Genomic DNA, 15,259 nt, shown 5'->3' with positions numbered 1-15,259 from the left:
CCCCCCCAACCCGTCGCCTATGGTATCGCGCCGTGACGTACTGAAAGCGAGCGGGGTGGGACTGACAGTTGGGCTCGCAGGGTGTTCGGGGAGTCGCGGGCCCGGCGACGGGACGACCGACGACGGTGCCGGCGGCGGCAACGGCGACGACGACGGCGGTAACGGCGGCGGTGAGACGCCGGCCGGGACCGCGGCCGAGACCGAAACGCCGTTGCCGGGCGAGGATGTCAACGTCGGCGTCATCTACGCCCGGGGCGGCCTGGGCGACCAGTCGTTCTCGGACGCCGCCAACCGCGGGGTCCGGCGGGCGAGAGACGAACTCGGCATCAGCTTCGACAACGCCGAGCCCCAGAGCACGAGCGACTTCAACTCCTTCCAGCGGCGGTTCGCCCGGTCGACCGACCCCGACTACGACCTCATCATCTGTGTCGGGTTCGAGCACGTCGCGCCGCTCCAGGAGAACGCGAACACCTTCTCCGACCAGCGGTGGGCGCAGCTGGACGCGGTCGTCGACCGCTCGAACGTCGAGAACTGGGTCTACGCCGAGGAGCAGGGCTCTTACCTCGTCGGGCAGGCCGCCGCGCAGCTCTCGACCATGGAGTTTTCGGCGGGCCCCAGCTCGACGGACCCCTCGAACACGGTGCTCGGGTTCGTCGGCGGGATCGAGGCGCCGGTCGTCCAGGCCTTCGAGGCCGGCTTCCGGGCCGGCGCCCAGTCCGTCGACTCCGGGTTCGAGGTCCTGTCGAGCTACGTCGGGGACTTCTCCAGTCCCGGTGCTGCCGAGGAGACCGCCCAGTCGATGATCGACCAGGGCGCGGACGTGCTCTACCACGGCGCCGGTGCCGGTGGGGTCGGGGTGTTCCGGGCCGCACAGAACAACGGCGTGTTCGCCTTCGGCGCCGACAGCCGCCAGTCCGAGACCGTCCCGGACTTCGCCAACGTCATCCTCGGCTCGATGATCAAGGGCGTCGACACCAGCGCGTTCCGCGCCGTCGAGCACGTCGTCAACGACGAGTTCCAGGGCGGCAACACGTTCGAGCTCGGCGCCGGCGAGGGCGGGTTCGAGCTCGTCTGGAGCGACAGCATCGGGACGGAAGTGCCACAGGAGGTCAAGGACGCGGCCGCCGCCACCAAAGAGGAGATCGCCGCGGGCAACATCGACGTGCCGGCCACGCCGTGACCTGAGCGGAGCACGAGAGCGACGCGGCGGTCGGGGTGTCCCGGCCGCCACGCGAGCACACGATGACGGACACAATCGAAACGGCAGTCAGCCTGTCGGGCATCACGAAACGGTTCGGCGACGTCGTCGCGAACGACGACGTCGACATGACCGTCGAGCGCGGCACAGTCCACGCCCTGCTGGGCGAGAACGGCGCCGGCAAGACCACGCTGATGAACGTCCTCTACGGCCTCTACGAGCCGACCGCCGGCGAGGTCCGGGTGGACGGCGACGCCGTCGAGTTCGACTCCCCGCAGGACGCCATCGCGGCCGGCGTCGGGATGATCCACCAGCACTTCATGCTGGTCGAGCCGATGACCGTCCGCGAGAACATCGCGCTCGGCTGGGAGCCGGTCACCCACGGCGGGCTGAAGACCGACGACGCCCGCATCGACCGCGAGGTCCGCGAGCTGAGCGAGCGCTACGGGCTCGGGCTGGCCGGGGACCTGGACACGCCGGTCGAGCAACTCAGCATGGGCGCCCGCCAGCGGGTCGAAGTGCTCAAGACCCTCTTCCGGGGGGCCGACGTCTTCATTTTCGACGAGCCGACGGCCGTGCTCACCCCCCAGGAAGTCGAGGAGCTGTTCGGCATTTTCGAGCAACTGACCGCACAGGGCGGGACGATAATCTTCATCACGCACAAGCTGGGCGAGGCGCTGACCGCCGCCGACGGGATAACCGTCCTCCGGGACGGGCGACGCGTCGACACCGTCGACGCCGCGGACACCAGCCGGGAGGAGCTGGCGGAGATGATGGTCGGCCGGGAGGTGTTGCTCGAGGTCGAGCGCGCGGCCCGCGGCGGGACGGGCGGCGACGTCGGACTGGCCGTCGAGGGGCTGACCGTCGAGGACGACCGGGGCGAACGGGCGGTCCACGGGGTCGACATCGACGTGCACGAGGGGGAGGTCGTCGGTATCGCGGGGGTGGACGGCAACGGCCAGGGGCCGCTGGTCGAGGCCGTCACGGGCGTCCGCGAGGCCGAGGCGGGCGCGGTCCGGTTCGGCGGGGAGGACGTCACCGGGCTCTCCCGCCGGGAGCGGCTCTCCCGGGGGCTGGCACACGTCCCGAGCGACCGCCAGGAGGAGGCGCTCGTGCTCGATTTCGACCTCGTGGCAAACGCCATCCTGGGCAGCCAGCACCGCGCGCCGTTCGGGAACCGGGGCAGCATCGACTGGGCGGCCGCCCGCGACCACGCCGCGGCGATCATCGAGGAGTACGACGTGCGGCCGCCGGACCCCGACGCGACCGCGCGGTCGCTCTCGGGCGGCAACCAGCAGAAATTCGTCGTCGGCCGGGAGCTGTCCCGTGACCCGGACGTGGTCGTCGCCGCTCACCCGACCCGCGGGGTCGACATCGGGAGCAAGGAGTTCATCCACGAGCAGCTGCTCGCGGTGCGCGACCGTGGTGTCCCCGTCCTCGTCGTCTCGGCGTCGCTCGACGAGGTGGTCGGGCTCTCGGACCGTATCGCCGTGATGTACGAGGGCGAGTTCGTCGACGTGGTCGACCCCGACGCCGTGACCGAGGAGCAACTGGGGCTGTTGATGGCCGGCGAGCGCCCCGAGGGGCTGGCGGAGGCCGGACGATGAGCAGGCTCCCGGCGTGGCTGAGCCGCCTGCTCCGGCGGGCAGCGGGGCTGTCCGGGCTCGAGCGGGCGCTGGTCAGCGTCGCGGCCGTGGTCGCCGCGCTGGTGCTGGGCGGGTTCGTGGTGCTCGGGTCCGGGTACATCGCCAGCTGTCGCGAGCCCACCCTGTTCCTGTTCGGGACGAGCTTCTGTTTCGACCCGGTGGAGGTGTACGCCGCAATGTACCAGGGCGCCTTCGGCACCCAGCTCAACCAGGCGCTGACCCTCCAGCGGATGACGCTGCTCGTGTTCACCGGGCTCGCCTTCGCCATCCCGTACCGCGCCGGCCTCTTCAACATCGGGGCACAGGGGCAGTTCGTTCTCGCGGCGCTTGGCACGACAGTCACGCTGCTGTGGCTCGGCCCCCTGGTGTCCGGCGGGGGCCTGCTCGCGACGGCGGTGCTGGTCCCGGCGGGGCTGGTCGCCGGCGCCCTCGCGGGGGGGCTGTACGGGCTGTTGCCGGGCGTGCTGAAGGCCCGCTACGGCACCAACGAGGTCATCTCGACGCTACTCCTGAACTTCATCGCCACGGCGGTCGCGATCGTCCTCGTCAAGCGCTTTTTCAACGACCCGGGCATCCAGGGGACGGTCAGCCGCTCGATCCCCGAGGCCGCGGTGCTGCGGCCGTGGCTGTTCCCCACGGGGGCGCGCTTTTCGGTGGCGGTGCTGGCGGCGACGCTCGCGCTGGTCGTCGGGTTCTGGTGGCTGCTCAACCGGACGACGCTGGGGTACGACATCCGGGTGCTGGGCCGCCAGCGGGCCGCGGCCGTCTTCGGCGGCGTCGACGCCGCCCGGACGACGGTGCTGTCGATGACCATCGCCGGCGCCGTCGCCGGCCTCGGCGGCGCGCTGTACGTGATGATGGTGGTGGGGCGGTGGCAGACCGGCATCCCGGCGCTGGGCTTTGACGGGATCGCCGTCTCCGTGCTCGCTGGCAACAACCCCCTCGCGCTGGTGCCGTCGGGGGTGCTGTTCGGCGCGCTCCAGAGCGGCGGGCTGGCGATCAACTTCCAGCTCGGCATCCCGCGTGACCTGGTCGAGGTGCTCCGCGGGCTGGTCATCCTGCTGGTGGCGACGCCGGAGCTGTTCCGCATCGCCGGCCGGTACCTCCGGCGTCGGGGCCGGCTCCGGCCCGCAGGGGGGGAGGCCGGATGAGCGCCACGCGGACCGCCCGGCGGTGGGTGTTCGGTGCCGCCGCCGTCTTAACTGTGCTCGCGGCCCTGCGGCTGGCCGTGCCCGCCGAGTCGGTCCCCGGCCGGATGCTCGGGGCCGTGCTGGACGTCGGGTACGCGAGCTCCGTGTTGCGCCTGACCGTCCCCATCGCCTTCGCCGCGCTCGGGGGCATCTTCGCCGAACGGGCTGGCGTCATCAACATCGGCATCGAGGGGTTTCTCATCGTCTCCGCGCTGACGAGCGTCATCGTCGCCCGGCGGCTCCCGTGGGCAGGCGTCACCGGGCCGACGGCACTGTGGCTCGCCTTCGTCGCCGGCGTCCTCGTGAGCGTGCTCGTCGCGGGGGTGTTCGCCGTCCTCACCGTCCGGTACCGGTCGAACCAGGTCATCGCCGGACTGGCGGTGTGGCTGGTCGCGCTGGGGCTGGCCCCCTTCATCACGCTGACTCTGTTCGACAGCTCCAGCCCGACGATCGGCACGCTGGGGACGTGGCCGATACCGCTGCTCTCACAGGTCCCCGTCGTCGGGCCGGTCCTGTTCGACGCCTCGCCGGTCGTCTACATGATGCTCCTCGCGACACCGCTGGCGTGGTACGCGCTGCGGTACACGCGGCTGGGGCGGCGCATCCGGGCCGCCGGCGAGAATCCGAAGGCGCTGGACACCGCAGGCGTCAGCGTCTCCCGGGTGCGGTACGCCGGCGTCCTCGTCTCGGGTGTGCTGGCCGGGATCGGCGGCGCGGGGTTCACGGTCGGACAGTTAGGAACGTTCGTCGCCGTCGGCCAGACCAGCATCGGCGGCCGGGGCTTTCTCGGCATCGTCGCCTACCTCTTCGGCAACTACAACCCCTTTGCCGCCGTCGGCGGCGCGATGCTGTTTGCCGGCTTCGACTCCCTGCAGTTGCGCCTCCAGCAGATCGGCGCACTCGACATCCCGTCGGAGCTGTTCGGGATCCTCCCGTTCGTGGTCGTCCTCGTGACCATCACGCTGGTCCGGCGGACCCGCGTGCCGTCGGCGCTGGGCGAGCCCTACGACGGGGAGGAGTGATCAGACCTGCGGCGCCGGGACCGTCTCGTCGGCGGCCTCGCGCCAGGACCGGGTGGGCTCCCACCCCAGCAGCTCCCGGGCCTTTGTGAGGTCGTAGACCGAGGCGTCGCCCTCCACCGTACAGTCGGCGGGCAGGTCGCCGTAGAATTCCGCCACCAGCTCCCGAAGGGGGCGGCCGAGCGCGTTGTCCGGGCCGGCGCAGTTGAAGGCCTCGTGTCCCGTGACGTCTGCTGCCAGCGCCGCCTCGACCATGTCGACCACGTCCCGGACGTCGACGTACGACCAGAAGTTGCCCGCCCCTGCCGCGAGGTCGTCGACGTAGTCGGGGTCCCGGCAGGGGTAGACGCCGGGCTCCTGGATCCACGTCGGCCGCAGCGAGAGGACTGGGACGCCGTCCCGGCGGGCCACAGTCTTCCCGACTTCCTCGGTGACGACCTTCGAGAGGCCGTAGGGGTCCTCCGGTCGAAGGGGATGCTCCTCGGTGACCGGCAGCGACTCCGGCAGCGGGGTCTCCTCGGCGAAGAAGAAGCCGTAGGCGCCGTCGGAGGAGGCCTGTACCACGCGCGCACCCACGCGGCCGGCCGCCGAGAGCACCGCGTGGGCCGCGAGCGTGTTGTTGCGGTAGAGGTCGACGCCGGGGTGCTGGCCGGCGACGGGGATGGCCGCCCAGTGGACGACGGCGTCGGGCTCTATGGCGGTGACGGCGTCGAAGACGCCGCCGGCGTCGGTCAGGTCAAGCGCGCGGTAGTCGACGGCCGGGTGGCCCTCCTCCGGGAGCGCCCGGTCGAGACAGGTGACATCGTGGTCGGCGGCGAGGCGGTCGACGACCCACCGTCCCGTCTGCCCGCGCCCGCCGGTGACTGCGATCTCCATGCCCCGACGGGGTGCGCGAGCGGCCTAAAGCTGTCCGTCACAGCCGCGTGGTCGCCTCCAGCGCGGTCTCGATAGCGCGGCCGACGTTGTTCTTTGCCTTCTCGGGCAGCTCGTCCTCGTCGGTTTCGCCCTTCTGGGTGCCGGTGACGAGGTTGCCGTCGACGGTGCAGATGGCGCCCGCCCCCAGCCCCTTCCGGCGGGCGAGTGTGAAGATGGCCGCAGCCTCCATCTCGACGGCCGCGAGCCCCGCGTCCTCCCACTCGGCGACGTACTCGTCGGTCTCGGCGTAGAAGGCGTCGTCCGTGGCGACGGGGCCGACCTCGACGGTCTCGCCGTTGTCCTCGGCGGCCTCGACCAGCGCCGCCAGCGTCTCGAAGTCGGGGACGGCCGGAACCTCGGCGGCCTCGTACCGTTTCGTGGTTCCCTCCTCTTTCGCCGCACCGTTGGCGACCACCATGTCACCGACCTCGACACCAGCCTGGAGGGCGCCGCAGGTCCCGACGCGGACGAACCGCTCGACGCCGACCGCCGCCATCTCCTCGACCGCGATGGCCGTCGAGGGGGCGCCGATCCCCGTCGAGCAGACCGTCACCGGCCGCCCCTTGTACGTGGCGTTGACGACCTTGTACTCGCGGTTGTGCGACACGGTCTCGGCGTCGGCGCAGTGGCCGGCGATCCGGTCGACCCGGCCGGGGTCCCCCGGGACGAGCGCGACGTCGGCCAGCTCGCCGTCCTCGACAAGCAGGTGTGGCTGTTTCGCCATGACCGGGGTTCGTGCGGCGTCACTAAAAGTCGGCCGTCCCGTGCTCGTGGCCCGGGGCCCACACTGCGGCGTGGCGCGGGCGGCGTTCAGCCCGCGCTCAGACCCCGAGGAAGGTGATGAAGAGGTTGTTCATCGCCGGGCCGAGCCCGACGGCGATGATGACGGCAAAGAGGAGGTTCCCGCGGACGGGCTCCTCGCGGACGTAGTCGGCGAAGGCGACGACGATCAGCGAGGCGACGGCGAGCTTCACGACCACGAACAGCCAGCCGGTGCCGAGGTAGGGTTCGGTCGGCAGCGTTCCGGCGAACTCCATGATCTGCGCCGGGAGCAGCGAGCGCTCGGTCGTCCCGAACACGTCGACGGCGACGGCCGTCGAGATGCCGTCGAGCAGGTGGGCGAAAAGCACAAGCCCCCCGACCAGGCGGGCCTCGGCGAGCACCCACGTCCGCCAGGTCCCGATGAGCATGTAGACGACGAAGGTCAGCGCGGCGGTTCCGATGAGCGTCAGGAGCGGTGCGACCGGTTGCGGGGAGAGCGCCGGCCCCAGCGCCTGCCAGACGAGCAACCCGACCAGCGCCAGCAGCACACCGGTACCCACGACCCCGAGATACCGCGTCGCGAGCCGTTCGCCCCCCCGGGCCGTGCCGAGTACCATCGACGCCAGCCAGACCACCCCCATGACGACGAAGGTAGTGACGTAGACCGCGGGGGCGGCAAAGAGCGGCTCGGCCCACCCGGGATAGACCTGCTGTCCGGGACGGGAGCCGAGCTGGTAGAACACGTGCAGGGCCGCCCCGCTGGCGACCCAGGGGGCGAACGCCAGCACGGTCCGCTGGGTGACCGGCGGGCGGGTCACGTACAGCAGCGCGGCGACCGTCACCAGCCCGGCCAGCAACACGACGAGGTACAGCAGCGAGGGCACCTCGAACCCGCTGAACGGGACCTGCATATCGGATGTGTGATACGGCGGCCGCAAAACCCTGTCGGTCACCCGGCTGAGGGCACCGGGCTGCCGTCGGCCTGTCGGGGTGGCCGGCCCGTCGTCCGCCACCGGGAGTTTTGGCGTCCCCGGCCGTCGGGGCGGTCATGGACGAGTCAGACGTCCCCGCACGCATCGAACACACCGTCCTCGGGCCGACGACGACCGCCGCGGACGTCCGCGAGGTGGTCGAGACCGCCGCCGACCTCGGGATGCGAGCCTGCGTCCCGCCGCGGTACGTCCCGACAGCCGTCGGGGCAGCCCCCGACGTCGAGGTCGTGACCGTCGTCGGCTTCCCGCACGGCAACCACCAGCCCGCGGTCAAGGCGACGGAGGCCGAACGGGCGGTGGCCGACGGCGCCAGCGAGGTCGACATGGTGGCCGCGCTCGGTCCCCTGCTGGCCGGCGAGGACGGGGCAACCGAGGCCGACGTCGAGGTGGTCGTCGACGCGGTCGAGGTCCCGGTGAAGGTCATCGTCGAGGCGCCGCTGCTCGAGGAGGGGGAGCTCAGGCGGGCCTGTGCGGCCGCCCGCGACGCCGGCGCCGACTTCGTGAAGACCGCGACCGGCTTCTCGGAGGGCGGGGCGACCGTCGCCGACGTCGAGGTGATGAGCGAGTACCTCCCGGTGAAGGCAAGCGGCGGCGTCGGCTCCTGGGCGGAGGCGCAAGCGATGTTCGAGGCCGGCGCCGAGCGGATCGGCGCCTCCAGCGGCGACGTTATCGTCCGGGAGTACCTGGACAGCGTCGGCGCCCCCGAGGACGGTGCGGACGCCGGCGCGGAGTGACTGCCCAGGGCTACGGTGCGGCGAGCGACGGCGAGGAAGTGTCCGGTCCCGACGCGACGGCGCTCCCGTTTGTCCGCTCGACGACGTACCGGCGGTCGACCTGGCTGGCCACCAGGTCGGCGGCAGTCCCGTCGCCGTCACGGAGTAGTGGCGCGTCCCGGACGGGGACATCGACCCGGTAGTTGTCGACGGCGTCGGCGAGGTCCAGCCCGACGTCGCGGGCGCGGTTGCGCTCGCGCAGCGTCGCCTGCGTGACCCTCCGGTCGGTCTTGGTGGCGACGAGTTCGATGTTCTGCAGCGCGCCGGTGTCGCTCGTGGGGAAGCTGTACACCTGGCCGAAGGCCCAGTCCATGGTCCGGTACTCCGCGCGGTAGAACGTCGAGGCCGACCCCTCGGTCGCGGAGATGAGGTTCGCGACCACGGCGCCGTCGTCCGCGAGGCGGTCCTCGACCAGGCGCATGAACTCGACGGTGGTGAGGTGATAGGGCACCTCGTCGGCCCGGTAGGCGTCGAGCACGACGACGTCGTAGGTGCGCTCGGTCTCCCGGAGGAACCGCCGGCCGTCCATCGTGTGGACGGTCAGCCGCGGCGAGTCCGGGACCGCGAAGTACTCCCGGGCGACCCGCACGACCGCCGGGTCGAGTTCGACGACGTCGACGGTCGCGTCGGGGTACTCGCTGAGGTAGCGCTTGGGGCCGGAGAAGCCGCCGCCGCCGACGAACAGCACCCGCTCGACATCGGGCTCGTCGCGTATCAGGTGGGGCAGGTGGAAGTAGCGGGTGTACTCGAAGACGTACCGGTCGGGCTCCGTGACGTCCATCGCGCTGTGTGGCGCGCCGTCGAGGTACAGCGTCCGGATATCCCCCTCCTGGGTGACCTGGAGTTGCTGGTACTCCGTCTGGGTCTGGTGGATGACGGCCCCGCCCACTGGCGTCGCACCGACGAAGGCGAAGGCGACGACGAGAAGCAGCGCGACCGGCAGCGCCCGCGAGAGCGCGCGGCCGTAGCGACCGGTCCGGTCGGCGGCCGGGTCCTCGCCCCCCCGCCGGGCCGTCAGCAGGGCTGCCGCCCCGACCAAGACGAGCCCGCAGACCAGTTCCGTCCCGGCGATCCCCAGTTCGGGCAACAGCAGGAAGGTGGTTCCGAAGGCGCCGACCAGCGAGCCGGCGGTCCCCAGCGCGTAGACGTGGCCGGAGGCGTCGCCCGGGCCGTCGCTGTCCATCAGTTCCGCGCCGTAGGGGCTGATGAAGCCCAGCAGGACAGTCGGCGGGCCGAAGAGGACTGTCACCGGCAACAGCGGCGCGAAGCGGTCCGGGACCGGAAGCGCGGCGAGCCACCCCACCAGCGGCTGGGCGCCGACCATGACCAGCGCGACGTAGGCGGCGGCGAGCAACAGCAGGGAGGACAGCGCCCCACGGCTGGCACCCTCGGCGGCCCGCCGGCCGGCCAGCCAGTAGCCGGCCGCCAGCGCCGCGAGAAAGACGCCGATCACCGACCCCCAGGTGAAGACGCTGCTGCCGAAGGTGGGCGCGAGCAGCCGGCCGGCGAGGATCTCCAGCCCCATGCTGGAGACCCCCGAGGCGAACACTGCGACGCCGAGCGCCGTCACCCGCACGGTCCCGGAGGGACGGATGCGCACACCCCTACACGGGCAGCGAGCGTGTTAACGCTACCGTCGGCAGGGTGGTTCCCTCCCCGTCTCACGGCACCCGGAGCTCGCCCGTCGCGGTCCGTCGCGCTTTTGCCCGCGGACACCCAGGTCGTGATATGGCCCGGTACCACATCGAGACCTACGGGTGCACCTCCAACAGGGGTGAGGCCCGCGAGATCGAGCGGGCGCTCCGGGAGGGCGGCCACCGGCCCGCGCCGGACCCCGGGGCCGCCGACGTGGCCATCCTCAACACCTGTACGGTCCTCGAGAAGACCGAGCACAACATGCTCGCCCGGGCCCGCGAACTCGACGCCGAGACCCCCGCCGACCTCGTGGTCACGGGATGTATGGCGCTGGCCCAGGGCGAAGCCTTCGAGGAGGCTGGCGTCGACGCCGAACTCCTCCACTGGGACGACGTCCCCGAGTACGTCCTCAACGGGGAGTGCCCGACGGTCACCGGTGACACCGACCCCGTGCTCGACGGCGTGGTCGGCATCCTCCCCATCGCGCGCGGGTGCATGAGCGACTGCTCGTACTGCATCACCAAGCAGGCGACCGGCCGGATCGACTCCCCCACGGTCGATGAGAACGTCGAGAAGGCCCGGTCGCTCGTCCACGCCGGCGCGAAGGAGCTCCGCGTGACGGGCCAGGACACCGGCGTCTACGGCTGGGACCGCAACCAGGGCGAGAGTCTCCTGCCCGAACTGCTCGACCGGATTTGCGATATCGACGGCGACTTCCGCGTCCGGGTGGGGATGGCCAACCCCGCCGGCGTCCACGGGGTGCGGGAGGAGCTGGCCGGGGTGTTCGCGGACAACGAGAAGCTGTACAACTTCCTGCACGCGCCGGTCCAGTCCGGCAGCGACGACGTGTTGCGGGAGATGCGCCGCCAGCACGCCGTCCGGGAGTACGTCGAGGTCGTCGAGACCTTCGACGAGAACCTGGAGTACTGGACGCTCTCGACCGATTTCATCGTCGGCTTCCCCACGGAGACCGACCGCGACCACGAGCAGAGCCTCGCCCTGCTGCGGGAGACCCGCCCGGAGAAGGTCAACGTCACCCGCTTCTCGAAGCGCCCCGGCACCGACGCCGCCGACATGAAGGGGCTGGGCGGCCAGACGAAGAAGGACCGCTCCTCCGAGATGGTCGAGGTGAAGATGGACGTCGTCGGCGCGGCCCACGAGGGAATGGTCGGCCGGGAGAGCGAGGTGCTGGTCGTCGAGGACGGCACCGACGACTCGATGGTCGGCTACGATTCGGCCTACCGGCAGGTCGCTATCCCCGGCGCCGAGTCGCGGGGTGTGGAGCTCGGCGACTTCGTGACCGTCGAAATTACGGGCCACAACACGGTGTACGCGCTGGGCGAGCTGGTCTGAGCCGTCGACACGCCGGGACTGGACATCGAGCACGGGAGTGCACACTCCGGACCGCACGACGGCGCACCCAAGTGGCCAGTTTTATGCCGCCGTTCGGACACGTCCAGGCATGGAACGCTCGGTCGACCGCCGGACTGCCCTGGGACTCGCCGCGGGGGCGCTGGGGTGGACAGCGCTCCCGTCCGGCACGGCGGCCGCACAGGCCGGCGGCGGAGCAGGCGGGGGCGCGGCCGAACCCGACTACGGCGGCTGGCTCGACGGCGTCGGCAACTACGACGGGACGACCGCCGACATGCGCGGACGGGCCGACGTCACAGTGAGCGTCGGCGTCGAGGCAAACGGCGGCCCCTACGGCTTCGGTCCGCCGGCGGTCCGGGTCGACCCCGGCGCGACCGTCCGGTGGGAGTGGACCGGCAGTGGCACACACAGCGTCGTCGCCGAGGACGGGCGCTTCGACTCGGGCGACGTGGTCTCGGAGCCGGGAGTCAACTTCGAGTACACCTTCGAGGAGGAGGGAGTCTATCCGTACTACTGTGCGCCACACCGGGCGCTGGGCATGAGAGGAGCGGTCGCGGTCGGGAGCGTCCCCACGCGGACCCCCGCGCCGACGCCGACCCCGACCCCCGAGCCGGCACCCGAAGGGGAGTGGCTGGCTGCCGCGCCGACAGCGGCGTGGCCGTCACGGGGGTTCGACGCGGCGAACACCCGGCACAACCCCGCGACGGTCGGCCCCGTCGAGGACGTCCGCAAGAGCGGGACGGTCGCCTTCCGCGACTTCACGTGGGCACCGGTGCTGGCCGGCGGGCGGCTCGTCGTCTCGCTGGGCAGTCCCGACCGGACGGTCGCGCTCGACGCGGCGACCGGCCGACACCTGTGGACCGGCCCGGCGGGTGTCGCGGTGACCGCCACCGCCGACGCCGTCTACCTCACGACCGAGGCCGGTGACGTCGTTTGTCTCGACGCCGCGAGCGGGGAGCCGCGGTGGCGCCGGCGAGCACAGGTCACCGACTGGCTGGCAAACGACGTCCAGGTCGCGGGCGGGCGCCTGCTCGTGGCCGGCGACGGCGGCCTGGCGGCGCTCGACGCCGCCACCGGCGAGGTGCGGTGGAACCGCCGGCCGGGAGGGGCCGTCGAGGGGATCGCTGCCGTCGAAGGGGGGCTCCTCGCCACCGGGACGCGCCATTACGGGACTGACCGCCAGGACCCGGTGCTGTGGGCCGCCGGCCTCGACGGCGAGGGTCGGGAGCGGTGGCGGTTCGAACGGGAGTCGTACCCGCCGACCCGACCGACCGTTGCCGACGGGACGGTCTACGTCGGCAGCGGTTCCCACGCCGTCCACGCCATCGACGCCGTAAGCGGCCGCGAGCGCTGGACCGCCGGCCTCGGGAGCCGCGCCCGGGGCCTGGCGGTCCTCCCATCCGGGAGCGGTGTCGCGGGAGCCGCGGGAACCGTCTACGTCGGGTGCAACGACTACCGTCTCTACGCCCTCGACGCAGCCACCGGCGACAGGCGGTGGCGCAGGCGAACCCGGGGGTTCGTCAGCCCGCCCGCCGTTGCCGGCGGCGTCGTCTACGCCGCGAACACGTACTTCGTCGGCGGCGTCGAGGAGGACGGCTCCGCCGAACGGGACGAGGCGGTCCACGGCTTCGACGCCGCCTCGGGCGACCGGCTGTGGACGGTCGAGCTCGGCGAGCAGACCCGGACCGGGCAGACGCCCTCGGTGTTCGGCAGCTCGGTGCTGGTCGCCGGCGGGACGCTGTTCGTCAACACGAACTCGACTGACGGGACGTTCGGGCTCCACGTGCTCACCGGGGCGACGGCCCGACAGCGGGCCACCGACGCTACCGGGGACGCAACTGGTGGCGGCTCCACCGGCGGGGCACCCGGCGGCTCGACCCCCGGCGGCGGCTCGCCGGGGTTCACCGCAGTCGGTGCCGCGCTCGGCCTGCTCGGCGCCGCCGGCCTGCAGCGGCTCCGCGGGTCGGACGACTGAGTCACCGACCGCCGTCGCTCAGTCGGCGCCGTCGACTCCCCGGTCCGGCAGCCGGACCGTCGCGGTCGTCCCGTCCGCGCCGGTCTCGAAGGTCAGGTCCGCACCCAGGAGCTCCGTCCCCCAGCGGACGACCCACAGGCCGAGCCCGCTGCCGTGCCGGAGGTCGGTCTCCTCCTCGCCGCCGAGCGTCTCGAGCTCTTGCTGGGGGATCCCCGGACCCGAGTCCGCGACTGTGAGCGTCGCGCCCCCGCGGTCGCCCTCGCCGCCATCCCCGTGGACCTGGCTCGCGCTCACCGTCACCTCCCCGCCGCCGTGTTCGCAGGCGTTCTCGACGAGTTCCTCGAGGACGGCCGCGACCAGCGCGCGGTTGGTCGTCACCGTCACGTCGGAGCTGTCGACGGTGACCGTCGCCGCCGGGTAGTCGCTCCCGAGGGCGTCGGCGGTGTCGCCGACCAGGGCGCCGAGGTCGACGGGCTCGGGGTCGGCGCCGGCCCGCCGGACGGTCTCCTCGACCAGCCGGGCCTTCTCGCCGGTGGTCACGAGGTCCTCCAGAGTCCCCTCCGCGCTCTCCAGCATCTCCCGGACCGCCTCGTCCTCGACCCGGTCGGCCGACACCTCGACGTAGCCCATCGCGACCGAGAGGTCGTTGCGGAGGTTGTGCCGGAGGACGCGGTTGAGCACCGAGAGGCGCTGCTCGCGGCGGACCGCCTCGGTGACGTCCTGGAAGACGAGCGTGTACCCGACGTGGCCGCCGCCCGAGTCCTCGAGGCGGGCCGGCGTGATACGGAACTCCCGGGTCCGACCCCCGCGTGACAGCGAGAGCCGCTGTGGGCCACCCTCGGGGTCGACCTCGGCGTCGAGGGCGGCCCCGACGTGGCGGGTCCGGGCTGTCCCGGTGCCGCCGGGGAACAGCGTCCCGGCGGCGTCGTTGGCGTCGACGACCCGGCCGCGCTCGTCGAGGACGACCACCGGCGTCCCGAGCGCGTCGATGGCCGACTGCTCGGCGGCCCGCCGGGTCGCGGGGAGGTACTCGAACATGTCGTTACCGACGAAGGCGTAGGTGTCGAGCGCGACGTGAGGGAGAAAGAGGACCGGCGTGAGGTTGAGCGCGGCGTCGGGGCCGATCTTGAGCAGCCAGACCACCACCCCGAAGGCCGGCGGGAGCGCGCTCGCGCCGACCGCGAACGCCTCCCTGCGGTACAGCGGCCCGTAGCTGAGCACCGTCTCGAACAGAAGCATCGTCCCCGCGCCGACGGTAGCGGTGTTGAGCGCCGCGCCGACGAAGGCCCAGGGGCCGAAGTCGTAGACTGCGCCGGTGGCACCGAAGACCGCCCGGACCTGGAAGTCCGACCAGAACAGGCCGTGGTAGGGGTTGGTGACGAGCACGAGCGCCGTCAGCACCTCCAGCCCAAGCAACAGCCGGAACCACCAGGAGTCGAGCGCGTCGCCGCGACCGGTGTAGGCCAGCGCGAACCCGAGGAAGGGGACGCCCAGCCAGAACAGCATCCCCACAGTCAGGACCTCGAGCAGCCAGCGGAGCCCGCCCATCCCGGTCGGGAGGGCGAGTCCGGCTGCGTAGGCCGCACACATGACGGTCTGGATGGCGATGACGAGCAGGAACCACCGCGCACCCGGTCGGTCGCGGAGGGGGTACAGCCGCGAGAGCAGATAGACGGAGCCGAGCGCGGCCGACAGCGACCCCAGCACCGGCCACGACAGGAGGTTCACTCCCGTGTCTCGCGTTCGGAGTCACTTTACCGTGGCGGGCTCCTCACCCGTAATG

The 15,259-nt window shown here is 72.1% G+C and carries 12 protein-coding genes; 7 read left to right on the top strand and 5 right to left on the bottom strand.

The genetic code is table 11. The features are described 5' to 3' along the window. Positions 1–19: 19 nt before the first annotated feature. The 4 genes from GN153_RS01435 to GN153_RS01420 all read left to right on the top strand — a co-directional run bounded on the left by GN153_RS01435 (position 20) and on the right by GN153_RS01420 (position 5,056). Positions 20–1,180: a BMP family lipoprotein gene (locus tag GN153_RS01435; protein WP_159899050.1), complete on the top strand. Its 1,161-nt coding sequence runs from the start codon at positions 20–22 to the stop codon at positions 1,178–1,180. Positions 1,181–1,254: 74 nt separating this feature from the next. After that, positions 1,255–2,805 carry an ABC transporter ATP-binding protein gene (locus GN153_RS01430; protein ID WP_159899754.1) on the top strand — a complete coding sequence of 517 codons (1,551 nt, stop codon included), beginning with the start codon at positions 1,255–1,257 and terminating at the stop codon, positions 2,803–2,805. Continuing rightward, positions 2,802–3,995 (top strand): ABC transporter permease, encoded by a 1,194-nt coding sequence (locus GN153_RS01425; RefSeq protein ID WP_159899048.1) that lies wholly within the window; start codon positions 2,802–2,804, stop codon positions 3,993–3,995. Before GN153_RS01430 ends, GN153_RS01425 begins: the two co-directional genes overlap by 4 nt. After that, positions 3,992–5,056, top strand: coding sequence for an ABC transporter permease (locus GN153_RS01420; protein WP_159899046.1), 1,065 nt, complete (start codon positions 3,992–3,994; stop codon positions 5,054–5,056). Before GN153_RS01425 ends, GN153_RS01420 begins: the two co-directional genes overlap by 4 nt. Here the strand turns inward: GN153_RS01420 and GN153_RS01415 are convergent, their stop codons facing one another. The 3 genes from GN153_RS01415 to GN153_RS01405 form a co-directional block, all read right to left on the bottom strand. Next, entirely contained in the window at positions 5,057–5,929 is an 873-nt protein-coding gene (locus GN153_RS01415; protein ID WP_159899044.1) for an NAD-dependent epimerase/dehydratase family protein, read from the bottom strand. Positions 5,930–5,966: 37 nt separating this feature from the next. Continuing rightward, positions 5,967–6,692: a nucleoside phosphorylase gene (locus GN153_RS01410; protein ID WP_159899042.1), complete on the bottom strand. Its 726-nt coding sequence runs from the start codon at positions 6,690–6,692 to the stop codon at positions 5,967–5,969. Between the two features lie 97 nt (positions 6,693–6,789). Then, positions 6,790–7,641, bottom strand: coding sequence for a DUF63 family protein (locus tag GN153_RS01405; RefSeq protein WP_159899040.1), 852 nt, complete (start codon positions 7,639–7,641; stop codon positions 6,790–6,792). 137 nt (positions 7,642–7,778) lie between these two features. Here GN153_RS01405 and deoC point away from each other — a divergent pair, with 137 nt between their 5' ends. Further along, positions 7,779–8,456: a deoxyribose-phosphate aldolase gene (gene deoC / locus GN153_RS01400; protein ID WP_159899038.1), complete on the top strand. Its 678-nt coding sequence runs from the start codon at positions 7,779–7,781 to the stop codon at positions 8,454–8,456. Positions 8,457–8,466: 10 nt separating this feature from the next. On the opposite strand, the gene GN153_RS01395 is transcribed toward deoC, so the two are convergent. Further along, complete coding sequence (locus tag GN153_RS01395; RefSeq protein ID WP_201287782.1) at positions 8,467–10,095, bottom strand: spermidine synthase; 1,629 nt, start codon at positions 10,093–10,095, stop codon at positions 8,467–8,469. 128 nt (positions 10,096–10,223) lie between these two features. Between GN153_RS01395 and GN153_RS01390 the strand changes: the two genes are divergently transcribed. Continuing rightward, on the top strand, positions 10,224–11,483 hold the full coding sequence (locus tag GN153_RS01390; RefSeq protein WP_159899036.1) for a tRNA (N(6)-L-threonylcarbamoyladenosine(37)-C(2))-methylthiotransferase: 1,260 nt from the start codon (positions 10,224–10,226) through the stop codon (positions 11,481–11,483). Positions 11,484–11,592: 109 nt separating this feature from the next. After that, complete coding sequence (locus GN153_RS01385; protein ID WP_159899034.1) at positions 11,593–13,476, top strand: halocyanin domain-containing protein; 1,884 nt, start codon at positions 11,593–11,595, stop codon at positions 13,474–13,476. A gap of 18 nt (positions 13,477–13,494) precedes the next feature. On the opposite strand, the gene GN153_RS01380 is transcribed toward GN153_RS01385, so the two are convergent. Further along, positions 13,495–15,204: a histidine kinase N-terminal 7TM domain-containing protein gene (locus tag GN153_RS01380; RefSeq protein WP_159899032.1), complete on the bottom strand. Its 1,710-nt coding sequence runs from the start codon at positions 15,202–15,204 to the stop codon at positions 13,495–13,497. Between the last annotated feature and the right edge of the window lie 55 nt (positions 15,205–15,259).

The organism is Salinirussus salinus (assembly GCF_009831455.1).
Lineage (GTDB): Archaea > Halobacteriota > Halobacteria > Halobacteriales > Haloarculaceae > Salinirussus > Salinirussus salinus.
The sequence above is the reverse complement of the archived record's forward strand: the minus strand, read 5'-3'. Positions and strand labels throughout refer to the sequence as shown.